The organism is Streptomyces sp. NPDC044921, assembly GCF_056432865.1.
Map to the genome: position 1 here is coordinate 433,449 of NZ_JBWKIF010000003.1, position 23,686 is coordinate 457,134.

Here is a 23,686-nt window from a genome sequence, read left to right on the forward strand (position 1 = left end):
CAAATCGAGCCTGAGCCACGCCGGCCCCGCGACGGGGACACGGAGGAGAGCGACATGCACAACCCGGGCAACGCCACCCCCGGCCGATTCCCGGCCGAGGAGCGCTTCCAGCAGGGCGCGCAGTACATCGCGGGCCGCCTGACCAGGGGCACCTCCGGCCGTACGCACGCGGTCGTCGACCCGGCGTCGGGCGAGGAGGTGCTGCGCTACGAGCTGGCGGGCGCCGCCGACGTCGACCGGGCCGTCGCCGCCGCGCGCGAGGCCTTCCCCGGCTGGGCGGGCGCCACCCCCGGCGAGCGGTCCGACGCCCTGCACCGGTTCGCCGCGGTCCTGGCCGACCGGGCCGAGGACTTCGCCCGCGCCGAGTCGCTCCAGTGCGGCAAGCCGCTGAAGCTGACCCGCGAGTTCGACGTCCCCGGGACCATCGACAACACGGCCTTCTTCGCCGGGGCCGCCCGGCACCTGCAGGGGCAGTCCGCCGGTGAGTACTCCGGCGACCACACCTCCTACGTCCGGCGCGAGCCCATCGGGGTGGTCGGGTCCATCGCCCCCTGGAACTACCCGTTGCAGATGGCCGCCTGGAAGATCCTCCCGGCCATCGCCGCGGGCAACACCATCGTGCTGAAGCCCGCCGAGCTCACCCCGCTGACCTCGCTGCTCTTCGCGCAGGCGGCCACCGACGCCGGGATCCCGGACGGGGTGATCAACATCGTCACCGGCACCGGGAAGGAGGCCGGGGAGCACCTCGTCGGCCACCCCGACGTGGCCATGACCTCCTTCACCGGCTCCACCGCCGTCGGCAAGCGCGTCGCCGAGGTCGCCACCGCCACGGTCAAGCGCCTGCACCTGGAGCTCGGCGGCAAGGCACCCTTCGTGGTCTTCGACGACGCCGACCCGGAGGCCGCCGCCCACGGGGCCGTCGCCGGTGCGCTCATCAACACCGGGCAGGACTGCACGGCCGCCACGCGCGCGTACGTGCAGCGGCCGCTGTACGAGGCCTTCGTGGAACGGACGGCCGCGCTCATGGAGACGGTCCGGCTCGGCGACCCCTTCGCCGCCGGCACCGACCTCGGCCCGCTCATCTCGCACGTCCAGCGCGACCGGGTCGCGGGCTTCGTCGACCGGGCGCGCGGCTACGCGCGCGTGGTCACCGGCGGCGAGGCGCCCGGGGGCGAGCTCGCCAAGGGCGCCTACTACCGGCCCACCCTGATCGCCGACGCGGCCCAGGACAGCGAGGTCGTCCAGTCGGAGATCTTCGGACCGGTCCTGGTCGTGCTGCCGTTCGACACCGACGACGAGGGCATCGCCCTCGCCAACGACACCCCCTACGGCCTGGCCGCCTCCGCCTGGAGCCGGGACGTGTACCGGGCCAACCGGGCCACGCGCGAGATCAAGGCCGGCTGCGTGTGGGTCAACGACCACATCCCGATCATCAGCGAGATGCCGCACGGCGGCTACAAGTCCTCCGGCTACGGCAAGGACATGTCCGCGTACTCGTTCGAGGAGTACACCCAGATCAAGCACGTCATGTTCGACAACACCGCGGTCGCCGCGAAGGACTGGCACCGCACCGTCTTCGGGGACCGCTAGCCGTACCAGGCCGCCCGACCAGCGGCCGCCCACCCTCCGAAAGGGCACCACGCGCATGGAGCAGTACGAGCCCGACCGCCTGTCCGCGGCCCAAGTGGCCGCGATGCGGCGCAGCCTCACCAACGGCAGGGCCGCCCTCACCCGGCGGTCCCTGCTGCGCGCCTCCGCGGGCGGCGCGCTCGCCGTCGGCGGTCTCGGGACACTGAGCGCCTGCGGCATCCCGGCGGCCGGTCAGTCGCAGGGCGGCGTCCCGGCCGAGGACCGCTCGGCCAAGGAGAAGACCGTGAACTTCTCCAACTGGACCGAGTACATGGACGTCGACGACAGCGGCAAGCACCACCCCACGCTGGAGCAGTTCACCAAGCGCACCGGCATCAAGGTCAAGTACACCGAGGACATCAACGACAACAACGAGTTCTTCGGCAAGATCAAGCCGCAGCTCGCCGCGGGCCAGGACACCGGCCGCGACCTGATCGTCCTCACCGACTGGCTGGCCGACCGCCTCATCCGCCTGGGCTGGGTGCAAAAGCTCGACCCGTCCAACCTGCCGCACGCCTACGCCAACCTGTCGGCCCAGTTCCGCAGCCCCGACTGGGACCCGGGCCGCGCCTACTCGTACGTCTGGCAGGGCATCTCGACCGTCATCGCGTACAACAAGAAGGCCCTCGACGGCGTCGAGGTGACGTCGGTCTCCGACCTGCTCGACAACCCGAAGCTCAAGGGGCGCGTCGGCTTCCTGTCGGAGATGCGCGACAGCGTCGGCATGACGCTGCTCGACATGGGCAAGGACCCGGCGGACTTCACCGCCGACGACTACGACGCGGCCATCGCCCGGCTGCAGAAGGCCGTCGACAAGGGCCAGATCCGCCGCTTCACCGGCAACGACTACACCTCGGACCTGACCAGCGGCGACTTCGCCGCCTGCGTCGCCTGGGCCGGGGACGTCGTCCAGCTCAAGGCGGACAGCCCCGACATCGACTTCCTCATCCCGGACAGCGGCTACATGACGTCCACGGACAACCTGCTCGTCCCCAACAAGGCCCGGCACAAGACGAACGCCGAGCGGCTCATCGACTACTACTACGAGCCGAAGGCGGCCGCCGAACTGGCCGCGTACATCAACTACGTGTGTCCCGTCGACGGCGTGAAGGCCGAACTGGCCAAGATCGACGAGGACGCGGCGAACAACCCGCTGATCATCCCCGACAAGGCCATGGCCGCCAAGTCGCACGCCTTCCGCTCGCTGAGCTCGAAGGAAGAGACCGAGTTCGAAGAGAAGTTCGCGAAGCTGACGGGGGCGTGACCACCATGACGAACACGACGGGCCCCGGCGGCGACGTCCGCCTCACGGGCATAGCCAAGACCTACGGCTCCTTCACCGCCGTCCACCCGCTCGACCTGACCGTCCCGCAGGGCTCCTTCTTCGCCCTGCTCGGCGCCTCCGGCTGCGGCAAGACCACCACCCTGCGCATGATCGCCGGCCTGGAGGAACCCTCCGCCGGCACGGTCCTCCTCGGCGACCAGGACGTGACGGCCCTGCCGCCGTACAAGCGGCCGGTGAACACGGTCTTCCAGTCCTACGCCCTCTTCCCGCACCTGGACATCTTCGAGAACGTCGCCTTCGGCCTGCGCCGGCGCGGTCTGAAGTCGGTGAAGAAGCAGGTCGAGGAGATGCTGGAGCTGGTCCAGCTCGGCGAGCAGGCCCGCAAGAAGCCGCACCAGCTCTCCGGCGGCCAGCAGCAGCGCGTCGCCGTGGCCCGCGCGCTGATCAACCACCCCAAGGTGCTCCTGCTCGACGAGCCGCTCGGCGCCCTCGACCTCAAGCTGCGCCGCCAGATGCAGCTGGAGCTCAAGCGCATCCAGACCGAGGTCGGCATCACCTTCGTCCACGTCACGCACGACCAGGAGGAGGCCATGACCATGGCCGACACGGTCGCCGTGATGAACGCGGGCCGCGTCGAGCAGCTCGGCTCGCCCGCCGACCTGTACGAGAATCCGCGCACCACCTTCGTCGCCAACTTCCTCGGCACCTCGAACTTCATCGAGGCCGAGGTCGACTCCAGGAGCGGCGAGGAGATCGTGCTGAAGGCGGGCGGCGGCAAGCTCGTCCTGCCCGAGGCGCGCTGTTCCGCCCCCACGTCCACCGGCGGCAAGGTCCTGGTCGGCGTCCGCCCGGAGAAGATCGCCCTCACCCACGCGGACGACGCCGGCGAGATCCCCGAGGGCCGCAACCGCATCACCGGCCGGATCACGGACTCCAGCTTCATCGGCGTCTCGACGCAGTACGTCGTCGACAGCCCGGTCTGCTCCGACTTCGAGGTCTACGCCCAGAACATCGACCGCGACCCGCGCCTGGTGCCCGGCGCCGAGGTCGTCCTGCACTGGAACCCGGCCCACACCTTCGGCCTGGACGCCGCCCAGTCCGTGTTCGACGGGACAGCGGGCTCGGCCGGAGTGGAAGAGGCGGCCTGATGTCGACACTCACCGAGGCGCCACCACCCCTCGCGCCGGACGCACCCGGGCCGAAGCCGCCGAAACGCCGGGGCCGCCTGACCCCGTACTGGCTGCTGCTGCCCGGCATCCTCTGGCTGCTGGTGTTCTTCGCGCTGCCGATGGTCTACCAGGCCTCCACGTCCGTGCAGACGGGCTCGCTGGAGACGGGCTACGAGGTCACCTGGCACTTCGCCACCTACTGGGACGCGCTGTCCGCGTACTGGCCGCAGTTCGTCCGCTCGGTGCTCTACGCCGGCACCGCCACGGTCCTGTGCCTGCTGCTGGGCTACCCGCTGGCCTACCTGATCGCCTTCCGGGCGGGCCGCTGGCGGAACCTGATCATGATCCTGGTGATCGCGCCGTTCTTCACCAGCTTCCTGATCCGCACCCTGGCCTGGAAGACGATCCTCGCGGACGGCGGCCCGCTCGTCGGCGCGCTCAACTCGCTGCACGTCCTGGACGTGACCAGCTGGCTGGGCCTGACCGCGGGCGACCGCGTGCTGGCCACCCCGCTGGCGGTCATCTGCGGTCTGACGTACAACTTCCTGCCGTTCATGATCCTGCCGCTCTACACCTCGCTGGAGCGCATCGACGGCCGGCTCCACGAGGCCGCCGGCGACCTGTACGCCCGGCCCTGGACGACCTTCCGCAAGGTGACCTTCCCGCTGTCCATGCCGGGTGTCGTCTCCGGCACGCTGCTGACCTTCATCCCGGCGGCCGGCGACTACGTCAACGCCGACCTGCTCGGCTCCACGGACACCCGCATGGTCGGAAACGTCATCCAGACGCAGTTCCTCAGAGTGCTCGACTACCCGACGGCCGCGGCGCTCTCCTTCATCCTCATGGCGGCCATCCTCCTCATGGTCACCTTCTACATCCGCAGGTCCGGGACGGAGGATCTGGTCTAAATGCCCTTCGTCAACTGGCTCAAGAGGAATCTCGTCGTCATCGCGGGACTTCTGACCCTCGCCTATCTGCTGCTGCCGAACGTCATCGTGACGGTGTTCTCCTTCAACCAACCGAAGGGGCGCTTCAACTACGAGTGGCAGCGGTTCTCGCTCGACGCCTGGAAGGATCCGTGCGGGGTCTCGGACCTGTGCGGCTCCCTGTCGGTCAGCCTCCAGATCGCCTTCTGGGCGACCCTCGGCGCCACGCTCCTCGGCACGCTCATCGCCTTCGCCCTGGTCCGCTACCGGTTCCGCGCCCGCGGCGCCGTGAACTCGCTGATCTTCCTGCCGATGGCGATGCCCGAGGTCGTCATGGCCGCCTCGCTGCTCACCCTGTTCCTCAACATGGGCGCCCAGCTGGGCTTCTGGACGATCCTCATCGCGCACATCATGTTCTGCCTGAGTTTCGTGGTCACGGCCGTGAAAGCACGTGTGATGTCGATGGACCCGAAACTGGAGGAGGCGGCGCGCGACCTGTACGCGGGCCCGTTCCAGACCTTCGTCCGGGTCACCCTGCCGATCGCCGCGCCGGGTATCGCGGCCGGTGCGCTGCTCGCCTTCGCGCTCTCCTTCGACGATTTCATCATCACCAACTTCAACGCCGGCTCGACCGTCACCTTCCCCATGTTCGTCTGGGGCTCGGCGCAGCGCGGAACACCCGTCCAGATCAATGTCATCGGTACGGCCATGTTCGTCGTCGCCGTCCTGCTCGTCCTGATCTCGATGGTCATCGGAAATCGCCGCAACAGACAAAAGGCATAACCGTAGGGAGTTGAAATCATGGCCGCTGGCGCCATGAATCAGTGGACCCGTTCGCTCTCCGACGCCCAGCCGGTCCCGTACTGGCTGGACGACCCCGGCCGGCCCCGCCCCGAACCCGCCCTCACCACCTCCGAGACCTGTGACCTGCTGGTCGTCGGCGGCGGCTACAGCGGACTGTGGACGGCGCTGATCGCCAAGGAACGCGACCCGCGGCGGGACGTGGTGCTGGTGGAGGGCCGCGAGGCGGGCTGGGCCGCCTCCGGCCGCAACGGCGGGTTCTGCGCCGCCTCCCTCACCCACGGCCTGCCCAACGGCCTCGCCCGCTGGCCCGGCGAGATCCACACGCTCCAGCGGCTGGGCGCCCGCAACCTCGACGCCATCGAGGCGGCGGTCGCCCGGCACTCCATCGACTGCGACTTCGAGCGCACCGGCGAGATCGACGTGGCCACCGAGCCCTACCAGGCGCGCGAACTGCGCGAGTGGCACGAGGAGACGGTCCGCCGCGGCCTGGCCGAGGGCGTCGAGTACCTGGACGCCGACGCCGTACGGGAGCAGGTGAACTCACCGACCTTCCGGGCGGGCCTGTGGGACCGCACGGGCGTCGCCATGCTGAACCCGGCGAAACTCGCCTGGGGCCTGAAGCGGGCGTGCGTCGCCCTGGGCGTCCGCGTCTACGAGCACACGCCCGCCCTGGACCTGAAGCCCTACGGCGCGGGCATGGCCGTCCGCACCCCCTACGGCCGGGTCCGCGCCCGCCGGGTCGCCCTCGGCACCAACGTCTTCCCGAACCTCGTCCGCCGCGTGCGCTCCTACACCGTCCCGGTCTACGACTACGTCCTCATGACCGAGCCGCTCACCGACGACCAGCTCGCCTCCATCGGCTGGAAGAACCGCCAGGGCCTCGGCGACAGCGCCAACCAGTTCCACTACTTCCGGCTGTCCGCCGACAACCGGATCCTGTGGGGCGGCTACGACGCGATCTACCCCTACGGCGGCCGCGTCCGCGCCGAGTACGACGACCGCCCCGAGACCTACGCCAAGCTCGCCGGGCACTTCTTCACCTGCTTCCCGCAGCTGGAGGGCGTCCGCTTCTCCCACGCCTGGGGCGGCGCCATCGACACCTGCTCCCGCTTCTCGGCGTTCTTCGGCACCGCCCACCAGGGCAGGGTGGCCTACGCGGCCGGGTACACGGGACTCGGCGTCGGGGCCACCCGGTTCGGCGCCGAGGTGATGCTGGACCTGCTGGCGGGGGAGCGCACCGAGCGGACCGAACTGGAGATGGTCCGCAGGAAGCCGCTGCCGTTCCCGCCCGAGCCGTTCGCCTGGACGGGCATCGCGCTCACCAAGTGGTCCCTGGCCCGCGCGGACGCGCGGGGCGGCCGGCGCAACCTGTGGCTGCGGACGATGGACCGGCTGGGCCTGGGCTTCGACAGCTGAACGAGCCGGCCGATCCGGCCGGGCGGGTGTGATCCGGTTCACTCCAACGAGACCACGGAACCCGCGTAATGACCCCGGGGAGACCTCCTTCTCCCTCGTGGCGCCCTCGTGGACGCAGCGCGCGTCCGCGGGATCACGAGCATCACGAGTGAAGAAGGGGGTCCTCCTCATGACAGGGGCCAAGTCGGCGGTCGAGTGGCTCGCATCCGTCGCACCCGATCCCGAGGCCTGCCGCTGGGAGTGGGAGCGCAACCCGCTCGGGGTCGCGCTGCTGCCGGCCGGCAGCGCCTGGGACGTGCTCATCCTGCCCGGGGAACTCGGCTACGCCACGCTCGACGTGCTCAGCCGCGTCCTCGACCAACCCGGCCCCGTGCTCGTCGACTTCGGTGACGCGCGCATGGGTTTCTTCGTGCCGCCCGGCACCGCGGCCCGCTGGCTCGGCACGGGCATCCGCACGGCGGGCGCCGGCACCTGGATCGTCGTGCCGTACCCGGGCCGTTCCTCGCCCGGCGGCGTCCGCTGGCTGGTCCCGCCGGACGGCTCGGGGCTGCTGACGGACCCGGCCCTGCTGGAACTGGCGATGCACGAGGCGGCGGCGGGGCTGGCCACGGAGAACGGTGACTAGGTCTCACCGGGGCGAACCGGACGGCGGCGTCCGCCGCAGCAACAGCCACAGCGACGCCAGCAGCACCGCGCCCAGGCACCAACTGCCCGCCACGTCCAGCGGCCAGTGGTAGCCGCGGCGGACCAGGCCGTAGCTCGCGCCGAACACGAGGGCGGCGCACCCGGCGACCAGGACGCGGCGGGCGAGGGCGGCGCGGAGCCCGGGGAGCAGGAGCAGGGCCGCGCTGCCGTAGGCGACGACGGCCGTGGCGGTGTGGCCGGAGGGGTAGTAGCCGGTACCCGGGGGAACGACCGGCGGGCCGGGGCGGTCGGTGAGCTCCTTCAGCGGGACGACCAGCGCCGGGACCAGCGCCATGAGCAGGGCGGCGGCGGCCACCGGCAGCCACCAGCGGCCGGTGCCGTCGCGGTGGCCGCGCACCGCGGCGTACCCGAGGGCGGCGGCGAGGACCGGGACCGCCACCCCGACGTTGCCCAGGTCCGACAGCAGTTCGGAGAACCGGTCCGGGTTGACCAGCACACGGCTGAGCCGCTCGTCGAGGCGCAGCAGCGGGCCGTCGGCCACGACCTGCCAGGTGATCAGGGCGAAGAGCAGGACGGGCAGGCCGAACAGCGGGACGAGAGCGCCGGGGCGCTCACGGGAGGGGGCGCGTTCCTGGGGTGCAGAGACCGGCATGGGGCACAGCCTGGCACGAGCGCGGACGTCCGCGAGCGGGCCCTGTCAGTGCCGGGTGCGACACTGCCCGGCATGACCGCACCGAACCCGAAGGCGGACCTGCTCCGCTACCTGCAGGACGCCCGGGACGCGCTGCTCTGGAAGCTCGAAGGGCTCTCCGAGTACGACGCCCGCCGCCCGCTCACCCCGACCGGGACCAACCTGCTCGGGCTGGTCAAGCACGTCGCGGGGGTGGAGCTGGGGTACCTCGGGGACACGTTCGGACGGCCGTACTTCGACGCGGAACCGCCGCCGCCCTGGTGGTACACGCGGGACGCCGAACCCCACGCGGACATGTGGGCCACGCCGGACGAGTCGCGCGAGCGGATCGTGGGCCTCTACCGGCAGGCGTGGCGGCACTCGGACCGGACGGTGGAGGCGCTCGCCCTGGACGCGACCGGGCACGTGCCGTGGTGGCCCGAGGAGCGGCGGGAGGTGACGCTGCACCACGTGCTGGTGCGGGTGATCGCCGACACGCAGCGGCACGCCGGACACGCGGACATCGTGCGCGAGCTCATCGACGGGAGCACCGGCCTGACGCCGGCCGCGGACAACGCGCCGGAAGGCGACCAGACGTGGTGGCAGAGGCACCGGGCCAGGCTGGAACGGGCCGCGCGGGAGGCGTCGGCCGACTGAGCGCAAGGAAGAGGGGGGCGAGAAGGAGGTTCGGCCGCCCCGGAACAGGGGGGGGTGGTTCCGGGGCGGCCGTCCGGACCGGAACGTCGCGCGCCCCGGGGGGTTTGGGGCGGGCGACCGTCCGATCGGTGAGGAGATCCAGAGCCTCGGGCTCCGGTTGTGTGCGCGAGGGCACGACCAGGTCGAAGCTGGGGAGGCCCCGGCCTGATGCCGTCCACAGTCCCCTGTGGGCGGGGTGTATCTCTCATCTGGGTAGAACCTACGACAGGGGCAGGGCGGAGGACAGGCCGTACGGCGCCATGTCATCCACCTCGCACACCTTCTTCACACGCTCTGCCGCTCGCCGCCCCGGAAGCGGAACCGGGGCGGCTCACCTGCCCCGACGGCGGCTCAGATGCGCGCCGCGGGGGTTCAGACGCGGGCGAAGCCCTGCTCGATGATGTCGAGGCCCTCGTTGAGCAGGTCCTCGCCGATCACCAGGGGCGGCAGGAAGCGGAGGACGTTGCCGTAGGTGCCACAGGTCAGGACCAGCAGGCCCTCCTGGTGGCAGGCCTTGGCGAGCGCGGCGGTCGCCTCCGGGTTCGGCTCCTTCGTGGCGCGGTCCTTGACCAGCTCGATGGCGATCATCGCGCCCCGGCCGCGCACGTCGCCGATGATGTCGAACTTCTCCTGCATGGCCGAAAGACGCGCCTTCATCACGGCCTCGATGCTCTTGGCCCTGGCGTTGAGGTCGAGCTCCTTCATCGTCTCGATCGCGCCGAGCGCGCCCGCGCAGGCCACGGGGTTGCCGCCGTACGTGCCGCCCAGGCCGCCCGCGTGGGCGGCGTCCATGATCTCGGCGCGCCCGGTCACCGCCGCGAGCGGCAGTCCGCCGGCGATGCCCTTGGCGGTCGTGATCAGGTCCGGGACGATCCCCTCGTCCTCGCAGGCGAACCACTGGCCCGTGCGGCAGAAGCCGGACTGGATCTCGTCGGCGACGAAGACGATGCCGTTGTCCTCGGCGAACTTGCGGATCGCCGGCAGGAAGCCCTTGGCCGGCTCGATGAAGCCGCCCTCGCCGAGCACCGGCTCGATGATGATCGCGGCGACGTTCTCGGCGCCGACCTGCTTGCTGATCTGGTCGACCGCCTGGGCGGCGGCCTCGGGACCGGCGTTCCCGGGCCCGGTCGGCCAGCGGTAGCCGTAGGCCACGGGGACCCGGTACACCTCGGGCGCGAACGGCCCGAAGCCGTGCTTGTACGGCATGTTCTTCGCGGTGAGCGCCATCGTCAGGTTGGTGCGGCCGTGGTAGCCGTGGTCGAACACGACGACGGCCTGCCGCTTGGTGTACGCACGGGCGATCTTCACGGCGTTCTCGACGGCCTCGGCGCCGGAGTTGAACAGCGCGCTCTTCTTGGCGTGGTCACCCGGGGTGAGCTCGGCGAGCGCCTCGGCGACCTCGACGTAGCCCTCGTACGGCGTGACCATGAAACAGGTGTGGGTGAAGTCGGCGAGCTGCGCCGACGCCCGCCGTACGACGGCCTCGGCGGAGGCGCCGACGGACGTCACGGCGATGCCGGAGCCGAAGTCGATCAGCCGGTTGCCGTCGACGTCCTCGATGATCCCGCCGCCCGCGCGCGCGGTGAAAACCGGCAGCACGGAACCCACGCCCTGCGCGACCGCGGCGGTGCGGCGGGCCTGCAGCTCCTGCGACTTCGGGCCGGGAATGGCGGTGACGACACGACGCTCCTGCGGCAGTGCGCTCATGCGGGGCTCCTGGGGGTGGTGCGGACGGGCCTGTACAGACACTCTGACTTCTTTTCCCGCAGGCTAGGGCGGGGGGAGGGGGGTGGGCATGCTCCATGTGGGCGTTGTCGGCGCTGCGGCTTGTCCGGGGTGGACATGGCACTCTCGGCCACCGGTGCCCACGACGCGGGCGCGTAAGCGGTGAACTCCCCAGGGGAGGGCGTTAGATTGACTCGCTGATGGTGGACGGAGCGGCTGGTCAGGGGGCAAGGGCGATGGACAGCGACGGGACGCAGGAGGCCCGGGGCACACATGCGAACCCGGTGCCGCGTCCGGGGGGGCCGCCGGAGGGGCTATCGATGCCTCCCCGGCCGCTCCGGCCGCCGGCGACACCGCCGCTCCCGGACGGGTCGGCCTTCCTCGCCTGGCTGCGCGCGCCCCGGCCCGAGGCGGCGCCGGGCGTGTGGCGGTTCGGCCACCGGCCGCGTCCCGCGGAGGAACTCGACGTCATCCCCACCCGGCAGCTGCTCAGCGGGGCGGTGATCGCCTTCCTGGTGGGGTGGCTGGTCTGGTCGCTGCTGCAGAACGGCTACCTCGGCAACTGGTGGTGGGTGCCGTTCGACCTGATCGTCCCCGACGCCTGGCGCGGCGCCGACAGCGACCTCGGGGAGACCGGCACGTTCATGGTGTACCGGGGGTACGAGCTTCTCGTCGCCCTGGCGATCATGGTCGGCGTGGCCCGGCTCGGCCGCTGGGGCGAGGTCTGGCGCCGGTTCGTCACCGAGCGACTCCGCCGACCCGAGGTCCAGACGGCCCACCCGTCAGCCCACGAGGACCTGGCTCAATGGAACGAGCTCCGCGCCGCCGGTGCCGCGGACGCGGCCGAGAGGCTCGCCGCCGACGCCCGATCGGGACTCATGCGGGACGTCGACCACGCACGGATCATGCGGGCCTGGCAGGGGGTGCGCACCGGACGGCACAGCCTCTCCACCTTCAGCGGCGCGGTGCTGAAGGACGGTGCCGCCGCCTGCCTGCACCCCTCCGGAGAGCGCGATCTGCCCACCCGGGTGGCCAGACACGACCTGCTCACCGGACAAGTGCGGCTGGGCGCCACCGTGGACGACCCACGCAACCCGTACGCCTACCGCGGCACCGGACTCGCCCTGGGGCCCGAGTTGCTCGGTACCTCCCTGCTCGCCGTCGGTCCCGCCGGTTCCGGGAAGACCGGGACCGTCGTGCGGCCGCTCGCCGAGTCGTTGTGTCTGCACGCCCTGGCCGGGCGGGCCGCCGTCGTGGTGGTCGGCGGGGCCGGGGCGGGGCTCGGGCCCGCCGACGCGTACGACGTCGTCGTGCGCATCGGGAACCAGGAGTCCGAGTACGACCTCGACCTGTACGGCGGCACCAGCGACCCGGACGAGGCCGCGGCCGTCCTCGCCGAGGGGCTGGTCGGGGACCTCGCCGATCCCCACCCCGGCAGCGACAGCCGGCGCTCCACCACCGTGCTCGCGCAGCTGCTCGGGCCGTTCCGCGCCGTCCACGGGCGTTTCCCCTCCGTACCGGAGCTGCGGCAGCTCCTGGACGGGGCGCCGGGGCCGTTCGCCGCGCTGCGGCAGGGGCTGCAGGAGTCCGGGCAGGAGTCGCTGCTGCGCGAGCTCGACGCCCGGGAGCGGCAGATGGGGCAGCCCGGGGACGTCGGCGGGGTGCTCGCCGACCGGGTCGCGCTGCTCGACCGGCCGGCCTTCGCCGGTTTCTTCGACACCTCCGGCCAGTCGCGGCCCTTCACGCTGAAGGCCCTCGACCACCCCGTGCGCGTCCGCATCGACCTGCCCGAGCGCGGGCACGCCGACGCCTCCCGGATGCTCGCGCGGCTGGTGCTCGCCCAGTTCACGGCCAGTGTCGCCGTACGCGAGGACCGGTCGCTGTTCGCCTGTCTGGTGCTGGACGACGCGACCGGGGTGGTGACGCCCGAGGCCGTGCGGAGCATCCAGCGGCTGCGGTCCGGGAACGCCGGTGTCGTGCTGACCCTGCGGACGCTGGACGACGTGGCCCGGCCCCTGCGCGGGCCGCTGCTCGGCGCCACCGGCTGCCGGATGGCGCTGGCGGGGCTCACGCCCTGGGACGGCCAGGACTTCGCCGAGGTGTGGGGCAAGGAGTGGACCGAGGCCCGTGACGTCACCGACCGGCAGATCATCGCCGAGACCCCGGCCGGCAAGGCGCTGCACGCGGTCCGGCGGGTGATCACCGGCAAGGCGCCGACCGCCCGGGCGGTGACCGTCCGGCAGGTCGAGCGCGAGCGCTGGTCGGCCTCCGAGCTGGCCCACGGGGTGCCGGCCGGGCACGCGGTGCTGTCGCTGACCACGGTGCAGGGCGAGCACGCGCCGCCCCTGCTGGTGAACCTCCGGGGCTGAGATCCGCCGCCCGCCGCGCACGGGCGCGGTACGCGGGGATCGTACGGTGAGGCAGAATCGTCACAGGTCGTTCATACGCGGCGGCCAAAAGAGCACAATGCCCCCACAGCCCTGACGCAGACCTGAAGGCCTCATGCCCCCGACGCTCGCCTCGCTCGTCCACCACTCCGCGCTGAAGCTGACCGTGCGGGCGGGCGGGGACCGCCTCGACGTGCCGGTCCGCTGGGCGCACGTCAGCGAGCTCGCCGACCCCGTGCCCTACATGGAGGGCGGGGAGCTGCTGCTGATCACCGCGCTCAAGCTGGACGCCGAGGACCCGGAGGCGATGCGCCGCTACGTGCGGCGGCTGTCCGAAGCCGGTGTGGTCGGACTCGGCTTCGCCGTCGGCGTGAATTACGAGGAGATCCCCAAGGCACTCGTCGACGCGGCCGAGGAGGAGGGCCTGCCGCTGCTGGAGGTGCCCCGCCGGACGCCCTTCCTCGCCATCAGCAAGGCCGTGTCGGCCGCGATCGCCGCCGACCAGTACAAGGCCGTCACCGCCGGGTTCGCCGCCCAGCGCGAACTGACCCGGCAGGCGCAGACCGGCGGGCCGGAGGGGCTGCTGGCGGCGCTGGCCGCGCAGGTCGACGGGTGGGCGGCGCTGTACGACGCCTCGGGCGCGGTCGTCGCCGCGGCGCCCGAGTGGGCAGGCCGCCGGGCCGCGCGGCTCACCGGCGACGTGCAGCGGCTGCGGGACCGCCCGGCGCCGGCCTCGTCGGTGGCCGGCGGGCCGGAGAACGAGGACCGGGTCGAACTGCACACCGTGGGGACCGGCCGGCGGCCCCGCGCGGCGCTCGCCGTCGGCACGGCCGCCGCCCTGGGCACCGCCGAGCGGTACGCCGTCCACTCGGCCGTCGCCCTGCTGACCCTGACCACGGAACGCTCCCGGTCCCTCCAGGCGGCCGAGCAGCGGATCGGCGCGGCGGTGCTGCGCATGCTGCTGGCCGGGGAGCCGGACCACGCGCGGGCGGTCGCCGGGGACCTGTACGGCGGGCTGCTGGACGCGCCGTTCCGGATGCTGGTCGCCGAGCGCGTGCCGGTGTCGGCCGCGACGGCACTGGCCCGTGCGGAGGCGCGGACGGGCGCTCCGGCCCCCGACCGGCCCTCCGCCGCCGCGCTCGCCGCCGCGGACACCGGAGGCGACCCCCTCGCGGCGCTCGGCGACGTCGTGGAGTCCGCGGCGGCCCGGGCCGGGGAGGCCGTGCTGGTCGTTCCGGAGGGGGAGCGGCTGGTGGTGCTGGCCGCGGACGGCGGTGCCGCGGCGGCGGCCTGCGCGGCGTACGCGGCGGCCCTGGAGACCGCCCGGACCGGGGTGCGCGAGAAGGTGCCCGGGGGCGAGGAGGACGAGCTGGTCGTGGGCCTGTCGGCACCGGCCGGGCCCATCGCCGCGTCGGCCGCGTACAAGCAGGCCGAGCAGGCCCTGTCGGTGGCCCGCCGGCGCGGGCGCGTCCTGGTGGAGCACGAGCAGATGGCGGCCGGATCCGTACTGCCGCTGCTCGCGGACGACGCCGTGCGGGCGTTCGCCGACGGCATGCTGCGTCCGCTGTACGAGCACGACGCCACGGGCCGCGGCGACCTGGTCGCCTCCCTGCGCGCCTGGCTGTCCCGGCACGGCCAGTGGGACGCGGCGGCGGCCGACCTGGGCGTGCACCGCCACACCCTGCGCTACCGGATGCGCCGCGTCGAGGAGATCCTCGGCCGCTCCCTGGACGACCCGGACGTGCGCATGGAGCTCTGGCTGGCCCTGAAGACGACCAGCAGCGACTAGCCAAACCGTAGTGTCCCCGGCCGCCACTGCTACGCCCCGGACAAGCGCCCTTCGGCCACGGCGCCCCTACGGTTGGTCCCGTACCTCTGGATCACCCCCAACGCCGAAGGGCCGGAACGAACATGACCTCCACCCACGCCTTCTGGCTCGCCGGCCGCCAGGCCACCGGCGAGGACACCTTCGACGTCACCTCCCCGTGGGACGGGCGGCTCGTGGGCAAGGTGAGCGTGCCGACGGACGCGCAGGTCGAGGAGGCCGTGGCCGCCGCGTACGCCGTGCGCGACGCGTTCGCCGCCACCCCGGCGCACGTGCGCGCCGCCGCCCTGGACCACGTCAGCAAGCGCCTCGCCGAGCGCACCGAGGAGATCGCGCGGCTGATCTCGGCCGAGAACGGCAAGCCCATGAAGTGGGCGCGCGGCGAGGTCGGCCGTGCCGTGTCGGTGTTCCGGTTCGCGGCCGAGGAGGCCCGGCGGTTCAACGGCGGCGAGGCCCAGCGTCTCGACACCGACCTCGGCGGGCAGGGCCGGCTCGCCCTCACGCGCCGCTTCCCGAAGGGCGTCGTGCTCGGCATCGCGCCCTTCAACTTCCCGCTGAACCTCTGCGCCCACAAGGTCGCCCCGGCCATCGCCGCCGGCGCCCCGATCATCCTCAAGCCGGCCCCGGCCACCCCGCTGTCCGGCCTGATCATCGGCGAGCTGCTGGCCGAGACCGAGCTGCCCGAGGGCTCGTGGAGCATCCTGCCGGTCGCCAACGACAAGATGCCCGCCCTGGTGCAGGACGAGCGCCTGCCCGTCATCTCCTTCACCGGCTCCGAGAAGGTCGGCTACGCGATCATGGACTCGGTGCCCCGCAAGCACTGCACCCTGGAGCTGGGCGGCAACGGCGCGGCCGTCGTCCTCGCCGACTGGGCGAGCGACGAGGACCTGGACTGGGCGGCGAACCGCATCGCCACCTTCTCCAACTACCAGGGCGGTCAGTCCTGCATCTCCGTCCAGCGCGTCATCGCCGACGCCTCGGTGTACGACCGGCTGCTGCCGCGCATCGTCGCCGCCGTGGAGGCCCAGGTGACGGGCGACCCGAGCGACGACGCCACCGACGTCGGCCCGCTGGTCAGCGAGGAGGCCGCCCAGCGGGTCGAGAAGTGGGTGCAGGAGGCCGTGGACGCCGGTGCCCGGCTGCTCACCGGCGGCGAGCGCGACGGCGCCTCCTACGCGCCGACCGTCCTGGCCGAGGTCCCGGCCGACGTGACGATCTCCTGCGAGGAGGTCTTCGGACCGGTCCTCACCGTGCAGAAGGTGGACGGCGAGGCCGCGGCCTTCGCCGCCGTCAACGACTCCAAGTACGGCCTCCAGGCGGGCGTGTTCACGCACGACCTGCAGACCGCCTTCCGCGCCCACCGGGCCCTGGAGGTCGGCGGCGTGGTCATCGGCGACGTCCCGTCCTACCGTGCCGACCAGATGCCGTACGGCGGCGTCAAGCAGTCCGGCGTGGGCCGTGAGGGCGTGCGGTTCGCCATGGAGGACTACACCTACGAGCGCGTGATGGTCCTCACCGGCATCGCCCTCTGACCCTCTGGCTCATGAGAACCGTTTTCATATAGTCTGCGAAGGGGCCCGGCACCGATGCCTTCCGGTGCCGGGCCCCTTCTTGGTGCCGGCCTGTTCCGGACCCTCAACCGGAGAAGCCGGCGTGCGCGAGCCGCAGCGGGCCGCGCAGCCCGAGGTGCACGTCGTGGACACCGGCGGCGGCGACGGACGCGCTCAGCCGGACGTAGTCGTACGGGCCCGCGGTGGGCGCGGGGGTGGACAGCACCGCGAGCACCGGGCCGCCGTCCAGGGACAGCTCGACCGTGCCGGAGCCGGCCACCTCCACCGTCACCCCGAAGACGCCACGCCCGAAGTCGCAAGAACGGTAGACCAGTTCGCCCCCGGCGGGGTCCGCCGGCGTCACCGCGTCGCCGGACACCTTGGTGCGGTCGACGATCTCGATGCCGCGCTGCTCGTCGAAGGAGGCCGCGGCCAGGCCGTCCGTGAGGACCGCGCGCGGCGGGGCCGGGTCGCCGTCGAGCGTGAGCACCGTCCGCAGCCGGACGTCCTCGCTGGACGCCCCCGCCAGCAGCTCGTGGGCGCCCGGCTCCACCCGCCACCGGTCGTGGGCCGCGTCCCAGAACGCGAAGGCGGACAGCGCGACGTCGAAGTGCAGCCGAGCCGTCGCGCCCGGGGCGAGCGTGATCCGCCGGTGGTCCAGCAGCTCGCGGCGCGGGCGGGGGACGGCGGGGTCGAGGGCCCGGGCGTAGAGCTGGGCGACCTCGTCGGCGGTGACCTCTCCGGTGTTGGTGACGGAGAAGGAGACGCGCACCGACCCGTCCTCGACCCGGGCCGTCAGGCCGTCGTAGGCGAACGAGGCGTAGGACAGGCCGTGGCCGAAGGGGAACAGGGGCGTGCCCTCGAAGTAGAGGTAGGTCTGGCGGCTGCCGATCACGTCGTAGTCGAGCAGGCCGGGCAGGTCGGCGTCGGAGGCGTACCAGGTCTGCGGCAGGCGGCCGGCCGGGGAGACGTCGCCGGCCAGGACCCGGGCCAGGGCGGTGCCGGCCGCCTGGCCGCCGTGCGCGGTCCACAGCACGGCCGGCAGGTCCGCCGGGTCGACGGCGTAGGGGTAGGCGGAGACCAGGGCCAGCACGGTGGCCGGGTTCGCCGCCCGGGCCGCCCGCAGCAGCCGCTCCTGGTGGTCCGGCAGGCGCAGCGTCGTACGGTCCTCGGTCTCGCGGCCGCCCAGGTGCGGGTCGTTGCCCGCGACCACCACGACGACGTCCGCCCGCGCGGCGGCACGCGCCACCGCCTCCTCGCCGCGCTCGGCGACGACCAGCCCGAAGACCTCGGCATCCTCGTCGGCAACCTTCACGCCGTCGGCGGAGACACAGACGTGGCGACCCGTTCCCAGGTGTCTGAGGAGGTGCCCGTCCCCGTGCGGTTCCAGGCTGAACGTCTCCTGCACGACCCAGCCGCCCGGCTGGTCGGCGGCGGCGCGTACGTACCCGTCCTCGGCGACCGAGAGGTAGCGGCCGTCGGGCGCCCGCAGGGTCAGTACGCCCCCGCCCCAGTCGACCAGGGCCAGTTCGGTGCCGGCCGCGTCGGTGGTGAGCGGGGGCAGGTCGGTGCGGCCCGCGAGCAGCGCCGGGTCGAGCGCGCCCTCCGCGCCGCGCACCTCGTCGGCCGCGTCCTGCGCCACCGGCACGTGCAGGAAAGCGCCCGCGGCCGTCCGCAGCCGGACCCGGTCCACGCCCTCGGCGAACTCCACCCGCTCCGCCCCGAACCGCTCGTACAGGCCCTCCAGCGGGGTCGAACGGTGGATGAGGGTGCCGCTGTACCAGTCGAGCTTGCACTCGTCGGCGAGCAGCCCCACCACGGCCACCCGGGTGCCGGCGGCCAGCGGCAGCAGCCCGTCGTTCTTCAGCAGCACGATCGCCTGCTCGGCGGCCTCCCGCGCGAGGGCGCGGTGCCCGGGGGTGTCGAACGCGGCCGTCGCCGGGTGCGGGTCGTCCTGCGGGTCGAACTCGCCGAGCCGGAAGCGGACCGAGAGCTGGCGCCGGACGGCCGTGTCGAGATCCGCCTCCGTCAGCAGGCCGCGCTCCAGGGCGCCGCGCAGCCGCCCGGTCATCTGCGAGGAGTCCGTGCCGTGGTCGGTGAAGCTGTCGACGCCCGCGACGAGCGCGGCGGCCGTCGCCTCCTCGTGCGTGTCGAAGTAGTGCTCGGAGTCGACCAGGTTGCTCGGCGCGCCCGCGTCCGAGCAGACGAGCAGCTCCTGGCCGGTCCAGGTGCGCAGGTGCTCGCGCAGGTACGGGGAGACGTGGTTGGGGCGGCCGTTGACCAGGTTGTACGCCGGCATGACGCCGGCCACCGCGCCCGCCTCGACGGTGTCGCGGAAGGCGCGCAGGTCGTACTCGTGCAGCACCCGCGGGCGCACCGAGCTCGACGTCGTGGAGCGGTCCGTCTCGTTGTTGTGGGCGAGCCAGTGCTTCAGCACGGGCGCGGTGCGCCAGTACACCGGGTGGTCGCCGCGCAGGCCGTGCGTGTAGGCGGTGGCGATCGCCGAGGTCAGCTTCGGGTCCTCCGAGTAGCCCTCCTCGTTGCGGCCCCACAGGGGGTTGCGCAGCAGGTTGACCGTCGGGGCCCACACGTTGAGGCCGACCCGGTCGTCCTTGGCGCGCATCGCGCGGACCTCCCGGGACACGGCGTCACCGACCCGCCGTACCAGGTCGGGGTTCCAGGTCGCGCCGAGCCCGACGGCCTGCGGGAACACCGTCGCGGGTCCCATCCAGGCGACGCCGTGCAGCGCCTCCTGGCCGGTGCGGAACGCGGCGATGCCGAGCCGTTCGACGGCGGGCGCGAACTGGTGCAGGAAGGAGATCTTTTCGTCGAGGGTGAGCCGCCCCAGCAGGTCGTCGACGCGTTCGGCGAAGGGCAGCCGCGGATCGCGGAACGGTGCGGTGGGTGGCGTGTGTGCGGTCACGTGGGATCCCTTGCGCTGAATCGGCGAGGCGCTTTCGAAGCGCTTCGATGCTCATTCGACGACGGGCCGGGTGTCAAGAGACCGACGTCATCCTTCAAGTCGTGCATGAGGAAAGGTCCCTTATCAAGGTCAGGAGGAAGTTTGGGGACGACCCTTGTGCACCCTGGGGCGTTCACTTAACCTCGCAGCAACATCGAAGCGCTTCGACTGCGGAACCGGTGATGCCCCGGGTCGACGGTGCGCTTCAGCTCAGCCAGTTCCACTCGAGACACCGCAGCCGACGGCCTCCGCCGGGTGTCCTGGTGTGCCATGAAGGGTTGACGCAATGACGCCGAACGCCGCCTCCGCCTCCTCGGGACCGAGCCGGAGAAGTTTCCTCGCCTCCACGGCGGTCGCCACCGCAGCGGTGGCCGGTGGGGTGCCGCTGCTCTCCGCGTGCGGCGGGTCGGACAGCGGCTCGCGGGAGGGCACCACGTCGGGCAAGGACGCCGAGAAGATCCTGCCCGCCTACGTGGCCAGCAACGTGGTGAAGCCGGACATCCCGTCCAGGAACGGCTCGGCCATCGGCTTCACCCGCAAGCTGGACCTCTCCACCCTGAAGACCTCGGTCGCCGAGAAGCTCGGCAAGGGCGGCAAGGTCACCGTCATGTCGCCGTTCTGGGGCTCGCCGCCGAAGCAGAACAACGCCTACTACACGGCGATGAACGACCTGATCGGCGTCGACGTCGTCTGGCAGAACCAGGACGGCAACACCTACGACCAGAAGCTCGGCGCGGTCCTCGCCTCCAGCGACGTCCCGGACGTGGTGGTCGTCCCCGGGTGGAACATGGGCGGCAAGATACCCAGCGCCATCATCAGCAAGTTCGCCGACCTCGGCCCCTACCTGTCCGGGGACGAGGTCAAGAAGTACCCGAACCTCGCGGCGATCCCGACCGACGCGTGGCGGCGCTCCATCTTCGGCGGCAAGCTGCGCGGCCTGCCCATGCCGGCGCCGTCCGCCCCCTCCATGGTGCCCCTGTACCGGCAGGACATCTTCGAGAAGGAGGGCTATCAAGTCCCGAAGTCCTGCGACGAGTTCATGGAGCTGGCCAAGGACATCACCAACGCCAGGGCCAGGCGGTGGGCCTGCCTGGACATGAAGTGGACCGCGTTCCAGGCCTTCGGTGTGCTCTCCGGCAGCGAGAAGCCCCTCGGCTGGCACCTCGTCGACGGCAAGCTCGTCAACCGCATCGAGACCGAGGAGTTCCTCGAGGCGCTGGAGTGGTCCCGCAAGCTCTTCGCCGCCGGGGTCGTCCACCCCGACTCCAAGATGGGCAAGAACGCCCCCGACCCGGGCCCGAAGTTCGCGGCGGGCGAGTTCCTGATCTACCCCAACAACATCTCCCAGTGGTGGGGCCGCACCGCCGAACAGGCCACTCAGAACCCGGAGTTCAAGATCTGGGGCATGGACGTCTGGGGCCATGACGGCGGCGACCCCGTGCTGTGGGCCGACCAGCCCGCCGGCATCTTCGCCTTCGTCAACAAGAAGGCCTCCGAGTCGGTCATCCGCGACGTGCTGGCCGTCGCCAACGTCACCGCGGCGCCGTACGGCACCAAGGAGTACATGATGACCAACTACGGCGTCGAAGGCACCCACTACACCGTCAAGGACGGCGTCCCCGTCAAGACCGACAAGGGCAACATCGAGGTGATGAACGCCTACGTCATGGTCGCGAGCCCCGCCGCGACCCTCGCGCACCCCGACTTCCCCGAGGTCGCCAAGGGCCAGGTCGAGTGGCAGCAGCGGATGGGCGCGTTCGCCAGGAAGTCCTCCTTCTGGGGCATGCAGATCACCGAGCCCGCCCGCTACACCAACCTCACCAACGACGTCGAGCAGCTCGAGGACGACATCGTCCGCGGCCGGAAGAAGATCGGCGACATGCAGCAGTTCGTCTCCGACTGGAAGAGCAAGGGCGGCGACAAGCTGCGCGACTGGTACCAGAAGCTTCTCGACGAGAACGGCCCGGCGGCGAGCTGACCCGGCTCTGAGGCAAGGAGAACAGCCGTGTCCCACAGCACGGTGCCTCGGAGCAGCACCGAGGCCGGAACGTCCGGGAAGAAACCGGTGGCGTCACCGGAGGCGACCGGTTCCCGGGAGAAGCCACCTGCGGGCAAGCTGAGCCTCCGGCACAGGTTCCGGCGCGACCGCGTCCTGGTCCTGATGACGCTGCCGGCCGTCCTGCTGGTGCTGGTCTTCAACTACCTGCCCATCCTCGGCAACGTCGTCGCCTTCCAGGACTACGACCCCTACATCAGCGACAACGGCGTCGTCTCCATCCTGAACAGCCCGTTCGTGGGCCTGGAGAACTTCCAGCGGATCTTCGCGGACTCGGCCTTCTGGAACGCCGTCGAGAACACGCTGGTGCTGTTCTTCGTCCAGCTCGTGCTGTTCTTCCCGATCCCGATCCTGCTCGCGCTGCTCATCAACAGCGTGGTCCGGCCCCGGGTGCGGGCCGTCGCGCAGGCGGTGCTCTACCTGCCGCACTTCTTCTCGTGGGTGCTGGTCATCGCCGTCTTCCAGCAGATGTTCGGCGGTGCGGGGATGCTCTCCCAGCTGCTGCGGCAGAACGGGTACGACGGCATCGACATCATGACCAACCCGGACACCTTCGCCTTCCTGCTCACCGCGCAGAGCGTGTGGAAGGACGCGGGGTGGGGGATCATCGTCTTCCTCGCCGCCCTGGCCTCGGTGTCCCAGGACCACTACGAGGCGGCCGCGATGGACGGGGCCGGACGCTGGCGCCGCATGTGGCACGTCACGCTGCCCGCCCTGCGCCCGGTGATCGCGCTGCTGCTGGTGCTGCGCGTCGGCGACGCCCTGACCGTCGGGTTCGAGCAGATCCTGCTGCAACGCGACGCCGTCGGACCCGGAGCGGGAGAGGTCCTCGACACCTTCGTGTGGTGGAACGGCGTGCGCAACCAGGACTTCAGCTACGCGGCCGCCGCCGGTCTGATCAAGGGCGTGGTCAGCATCGGCCTGGTCCTCGCCGCGAACAAGGTGGCCCATCTCATGGGCGAGCAGGGGGTGTACAAGAAGTGACCGCCGTCGTCGGGAAACCGGTGGACAAGCCGCGCCCGTGGGCCGCCCCGCCCCGCCCCGCGTGGGAGGAGGCGCCCTCCAGGGCCGGCCTCGCGGGCAAGGGCATCGCCCTGTCGTTCGCCTGCCTGGCCATCCTCTTCCCGCTGTGGATCGTCATCGTCACCAGCCTCTCCTCGCGCAGGACCATCGACGAGGCGGGCGGCCTGGTGCTGGTGCCCAAGGGCATCACCTTCATCGCGTACCGGGAACTGCTCAGCGGCGGCCAGGTCACCCGCGCCGCGGTCATCAGCGTCCTCGTCACCCTGGTCGGCACGCTGTTCTCCATGGCGGTGTCCGTCCTGTGCGCCTACGGCCTCTCCCGCAGCGGGTCCCTCGGCCACCGCTGGATCCTGATGACGCTGCTGGCGACCATGTTCTTCAGCGCCGGCCTCATCCCCACCTACCTGCTCGTGCAGTCCCTGGGCCTGACCGACAGCTATCTCGCGCTGATCCTGCCGAGCGCGGTGAGCGTCTTCAACATCCTCGTGCTGCGCGGCTTCTTCATGGGGATCTCGCAGGAACTCGTCGACAGCGCGCGCATCGACGGCGCCGGGGACTTCCGCATCCTCTGGCAGATCGTGATGCCGCTGTCACGGGCCGTCCTCGCGGTGATCACGCTGTTCTACGCCGTCGGGTACTGGAGCGCCTGGTTCAACGCGTCGCTCTACCTGAACGACCAGGACATGATGCCGTTGCAGAACGTGATGATCCAGCTCGTGCAGAAGCAGGAAGCGCCGGTCGGTCTCGGACAGGCCATCAAGACGGGCCAGTTGTCGGGGCTCGCGGTGCAGATGGCGGTCATGGTGATGGCCCTGCTGCCGGTCGCCGTGCTGTCGCCCTTCGTCCAGCGGCACTTCAAGAAGGGCATGCTCACCGGCGCGGTCAAGGGCTGACGGCTCGCGCCGCGGGGCTGTCCCT

At 71.8% G+C, this 23,686-nt stretch carries 17 protein-coding genes; 14 read left to right on the top strand and 3 right to left on the bottom strand.

Annotated elements, in window-relative coordinates:
- The first annotated feature begins 54 nt into the window (after positions 1-54).
- The 7 genes from AC07DA_RS07095 (at position 55) to AC07DA_RS07125 (ending at position 7,854) form a co-directional block, all read left to right on the top strand.
- On the top strand, positions 55-1,590 hold the full coding sequence (locus tag AC07DA_RS07095) for a gamma-aminobutyraldehyde dehydrogenase (RefSeq protein ID WP_479125318.1): 1,536 nt from the start codon (positions 55-57) through the stop codon (positions 1,588-1,590).
- Between the two features lie 55 nt (positions 1,591-1,645).
- Positions 1,646-2,893 carry a polyamine ABC transporter substrate-binding protein gene (locus AC07DA_RS07100; RefSeq protein ID WP_479125320.1) on the top strand — a complete coding sequence of 416 codons (1,248 nt, stop codon included), beginning with the start codon at positions 1,646-1,648 and terminating at the stop codon, positions 2,891-2,893.
- A 5-nt stretch (positions 2,894-2,898) separates the two neighbouring features.
- On the top strand, positions 2,899-4,062 hold the full coding sequence (locus AC07DA_RS07105; protein WP_479125322.1) for an ABC transporter ATP-binding protein: 1,164 nt from the start codon (positions 2,899-2,901) through the stop codon (positions 4,060-4,062).
- Positions 4,062-4,991: an ABC transporter permease gene (locus AC07DA_RS07110; protein ID WP_479125324.1), complete on the top strand. Its 930-nt coding sequence runs from the start codon at positions 4,062-4,064 to the stop codon at positions 4,989-4,991. Before AC07DA_RS07105 ends, AC07DA_RS07110 begins: the two co-directional genes overlap by 1 nt.
- Positions 4,992-5,792 carry an ABC transporter permease gene (locus AC07DA_RS07115; protein WP_479125326.1) on the top strand — a complete coding sequence of 267 codons (801 nt, stop codon included), beginning with the start codon at positions 4,992-4,994 and terminating at the stop codon, positions 5,790-5,792.
- 18 nt (positions 5,793-5,810) lie between these two features.
- Positions 5,811-7,229: an NAD(P)/FAD-dependent oxidoreductase gene (locus AC07DA_RS07120; RefSeq protein WP_479125328.1), complete on the top strand. Its 1,419-nt coding sequence runs from the start codon at positions 5,811-5,813 to the stop codon at positions 7,227-7,229.
- A 169-nt stretch (positions 7,230-7,398) separates the two neighbouring features.
- Complete coding sequence (locus AC07DA_RS07125) at positions 7,399-7,854, top strand: hypothetical protein (RefSeq protein WP_479125330.1); 456 nt, start codon at positions 7,399-7,401, stop codon at positions 7,852-7,854.
- A gap of 3 nt (positions 7,855-7,857) precedes the next feature.
- Here the strand turns inward: AC07DA_RS07125 and AC07DA_RS07130 are convergent, their stop codons facing one another.
- Entirely contained in the window at positions 7,858-8,526 is a 669-nt protein-coding gene (locus tag AC07DA_RS07130) for a phosphatase PAP2 family protein (RefSeq protein WP_479125332.1), read from the bottom strand.
- Between the two features lie 72 nt (positions 8,527-8,598).
- Here AC07DA_RS07130 and AC07DA_RS07135 point away from each other — a divergent pair, with 72 nt between their 5' ends.
- Positions 8,599-9,201, top strand: a complete 603-nt coding sequence (locus tag AC07DA_RS07135) for a DinB family protein (RefSeq protein ID WP_479125333.1) — start codon at positions 8,599-8,601, stop codon at positions 9,199-9,201.
- Positions 9,202-9,612: 411 nt separating this feature from the next.
- On the opposite strand, the gene gabT is transcribed toward AC07DA_RS07135, so the two are convergent.
- Positions 9,613-10,947: a 4-aminobutyrate--2-oxoglutarate transaminase gene (gene gabT, locus AC07DA_RS07140; RefSeq protein ID WP_479125335.1), complete on the bottom strand. Its 1,335-nt coding sequence runs from the start codon at positions 10,945-10,947 to the stop codon at positions 9,613-9,615.
- Between the two features lie 254 nt (positions 10,948-11,201).
- Here gabT and AC07DA_RS07145 point away from each other — a divergent pair, with 254 nt between their 5' ends.
- The 3 genes from AC07DA_RS07145 (at position 11,202) to AC07DA_RS07155 (ending at position 16,709) form a co-directional block, all read left to right on the top strand.
- On the top strand, positions 11,202-13,334 hold the full coding sequence (locus AC07DA_RS07145) for an ATP-binding protein (RefSeq protein ID WP_479125337.1): 2,133 nt from the start codon (positions 11,202-11,204) through the stop codon (positions 13,332-13,334).
- Between the two features lie 133 nt (positions 13,335-13,467).
- Positions 13,468-15,141, top strand: a complete 1,674-nt coding sequence (locus AC07DA_RS07150) for a PucR family transcriptional regulator (RefSeq protein WP_479125339.1) — start codon at positions 13,468-13,470, stop codon at positions 15,139-15,141.
- 122 nt (positions 15,142-15,263) lie between these two features.
- Positions 15,264-16,709: an aldehyde dehydrogenase family protein gene (locus tag AC07DA_RS07155; protein WP_479125340.1), complete on the top strand. Its 1,446-nt coding sequence runs from the start codon at positions 15,264-15,266 to the stop codon at positions 16,707-16,709.
- Between the two features lie 103 nt (positions 16,710-16,812).
- Here AC07DA_RS07155 and AC07DA_RS07160 read toward each other — a convergent pair whose 3' ends face one another.
- The gene (locus tag AC07DA_RS07160) at positions 16,813-19,650 is read right to left on the bottom strand and encodes a glycoside hydrolase family 3 C-terminal domain-containing protein (protein WP_479125342.1); all 2,838 of its coding nucleotides are present in this window, start codon (positions 19,648-19,650) and stop codon (positions 16,813-16,815) included.
- 325 nt (positions 19,651-19,975) lie between these two features.
- On the opposite strand from AC07DA_RS07160, the gene AC07DA_RS07165 reads away from it, so the two are divergent.
- From AC07DA_RS07165 to AC07DA_RS07175, 3 genes are read left to right on the top strand one after another with little or no spacing between them, the layout of a single operon-like run.
- Positions 19,976-21,667 (top strand): extracellular solute-binding protein, encoded by a 1,692-nt coding sequence (locus tag AC07DA_RS07165; protein WP_479125344.1) that lies wholly within the window; start codon positions 19,976-19,978, stop codon positions 21,665-21,667.
- A 27-nt stretch (positions 21,668-21,694) separates the two neighbouring features.
- Positions 21,695-22,729 (top strand): ABC transporter permease, encoded by a 1,035-nt coding sequence (locus AC07DA_RS07170; RefSeq protein WP_479125345.1) that lies wholly within the window; start codon positions 21,695-21,697, stop codon positions 22,727-22,729.
- Positions 22,726-23,661: a carbohydrate ABC transporter permease gene (locus tag AC07DA_RS07175; RefSeq protein WP_479125347.1), complete on the top strand. Its 936-nt coding sequence runs from the start codon at positions 22,726-22,728 to the stop codon at positions 23,659-23,661. Before AC07DA_RS07170 ends, AC07DA_RS07175 begins: the two co-directional genes overlap by 4 nt.
- Positions 23,662-23,686: the final 25 nt, after the last annotated feature.

Bases quoted from the DNA above. Each gene is read 5' to 3' on its own strand.
- AC07DA_RS07095 (WP_479125318.1), top strand. From the start codon at position 55: ATGCACAACCCGGGCAACGCCACCCCCGGCCGATTCCCGGCCGAGGAG.
- AC07DA_RS07100 (WP_479125320.1), top strand. From the start codon at position 1,646: ATGGAGCAGTACGAGCCCGACCGCCTGTCCGCGGCCCAAGTGGCCGCG.
- AC07DA_RS07105 (WP_479125322.1), top strand. From the start codon at position 2,899: ATGACGAACACGACGGGCCCCGGCGGCGACGTCCGCCTCACGGGCATA.
- AC07DA_RS07110 (WP_479125324.1), top strand. From the start codon at position 4,062: ATGTCGACACTCACCGAGGCGCCACCACCCCTCGCGCCGGACGCACCC.
- AC07DA_RS07115 (WP_479125326.1), top strand. From the start codon at position 4,992: ATGCCCTTCGTCAACTGGCTCAAGAGGAATCTCGTCGTCATCGCGGGA.
- AC07DA_RS07120 (WP_479125328.1), top strand. From the start codon at position 5,811: ATGGCCGCTGGCGCCATGAATCAGTGGACCCGTTCGCTCTCCGACGCC.
- AC07DA_RS07125 (WP_479125330.1), top strand. From the start codon at position 7,399: ATGACAGGGGCCAAGTCGGCGGTCGAGTGGCTCGCATCCGTCGCACCC.
- AC07DA_RS07130 (WP_479125332.1), bottom strand. From the start codon at position 8,526: ATGCCGGTCTCTGCACCCCAGGAACGCGCCCCCTCCCGTGAGCGCCCC.
- AC07DA_RS07135 (WP_479125333.1), top strand. From the start codon at position 8,599: ATGACCGCACCGAACCCGAAGGCGGACCTGCTCCGCTACCTGCAGGAC.
- gabT (WP_479125335.1), bottom strand. From the start codon at position 10,947: ATGAGCGCACTGCCGCAGGAGCGTCGTGTCGTCACCGCCATTCCCGGC.
- AC07DA_RS07145 (WP_479125337.1), top strand. From the start codon at position 11,202: ATGGACAGCGACGGGACGCAGGAGGCCCGGGGCACACATGCGAACCCG.
- AC07DA_RS07150 (WP_479125339.1), top strand. From the start codon at position 13,468: ATGCCCCCGACGCTCGCCTCGCTCGTCCACCACTCCGCGCTGAAGCTG.
- AC07DA_RS07155 (WP_479125340.1), top strand. From the start codon at position 15,264: ATGACCTCCACCCACGCCTTCTGGCTCGCCGGCCGCCAGGCCACCGGC.
- AC07DA_RS07165 (WP_479125344.1), top strand. From the start codon at position 19,976: ATGACGCCGAACGCCGCCTCCGCCTCCTCGGGACCGAGCCGGAGAAGT.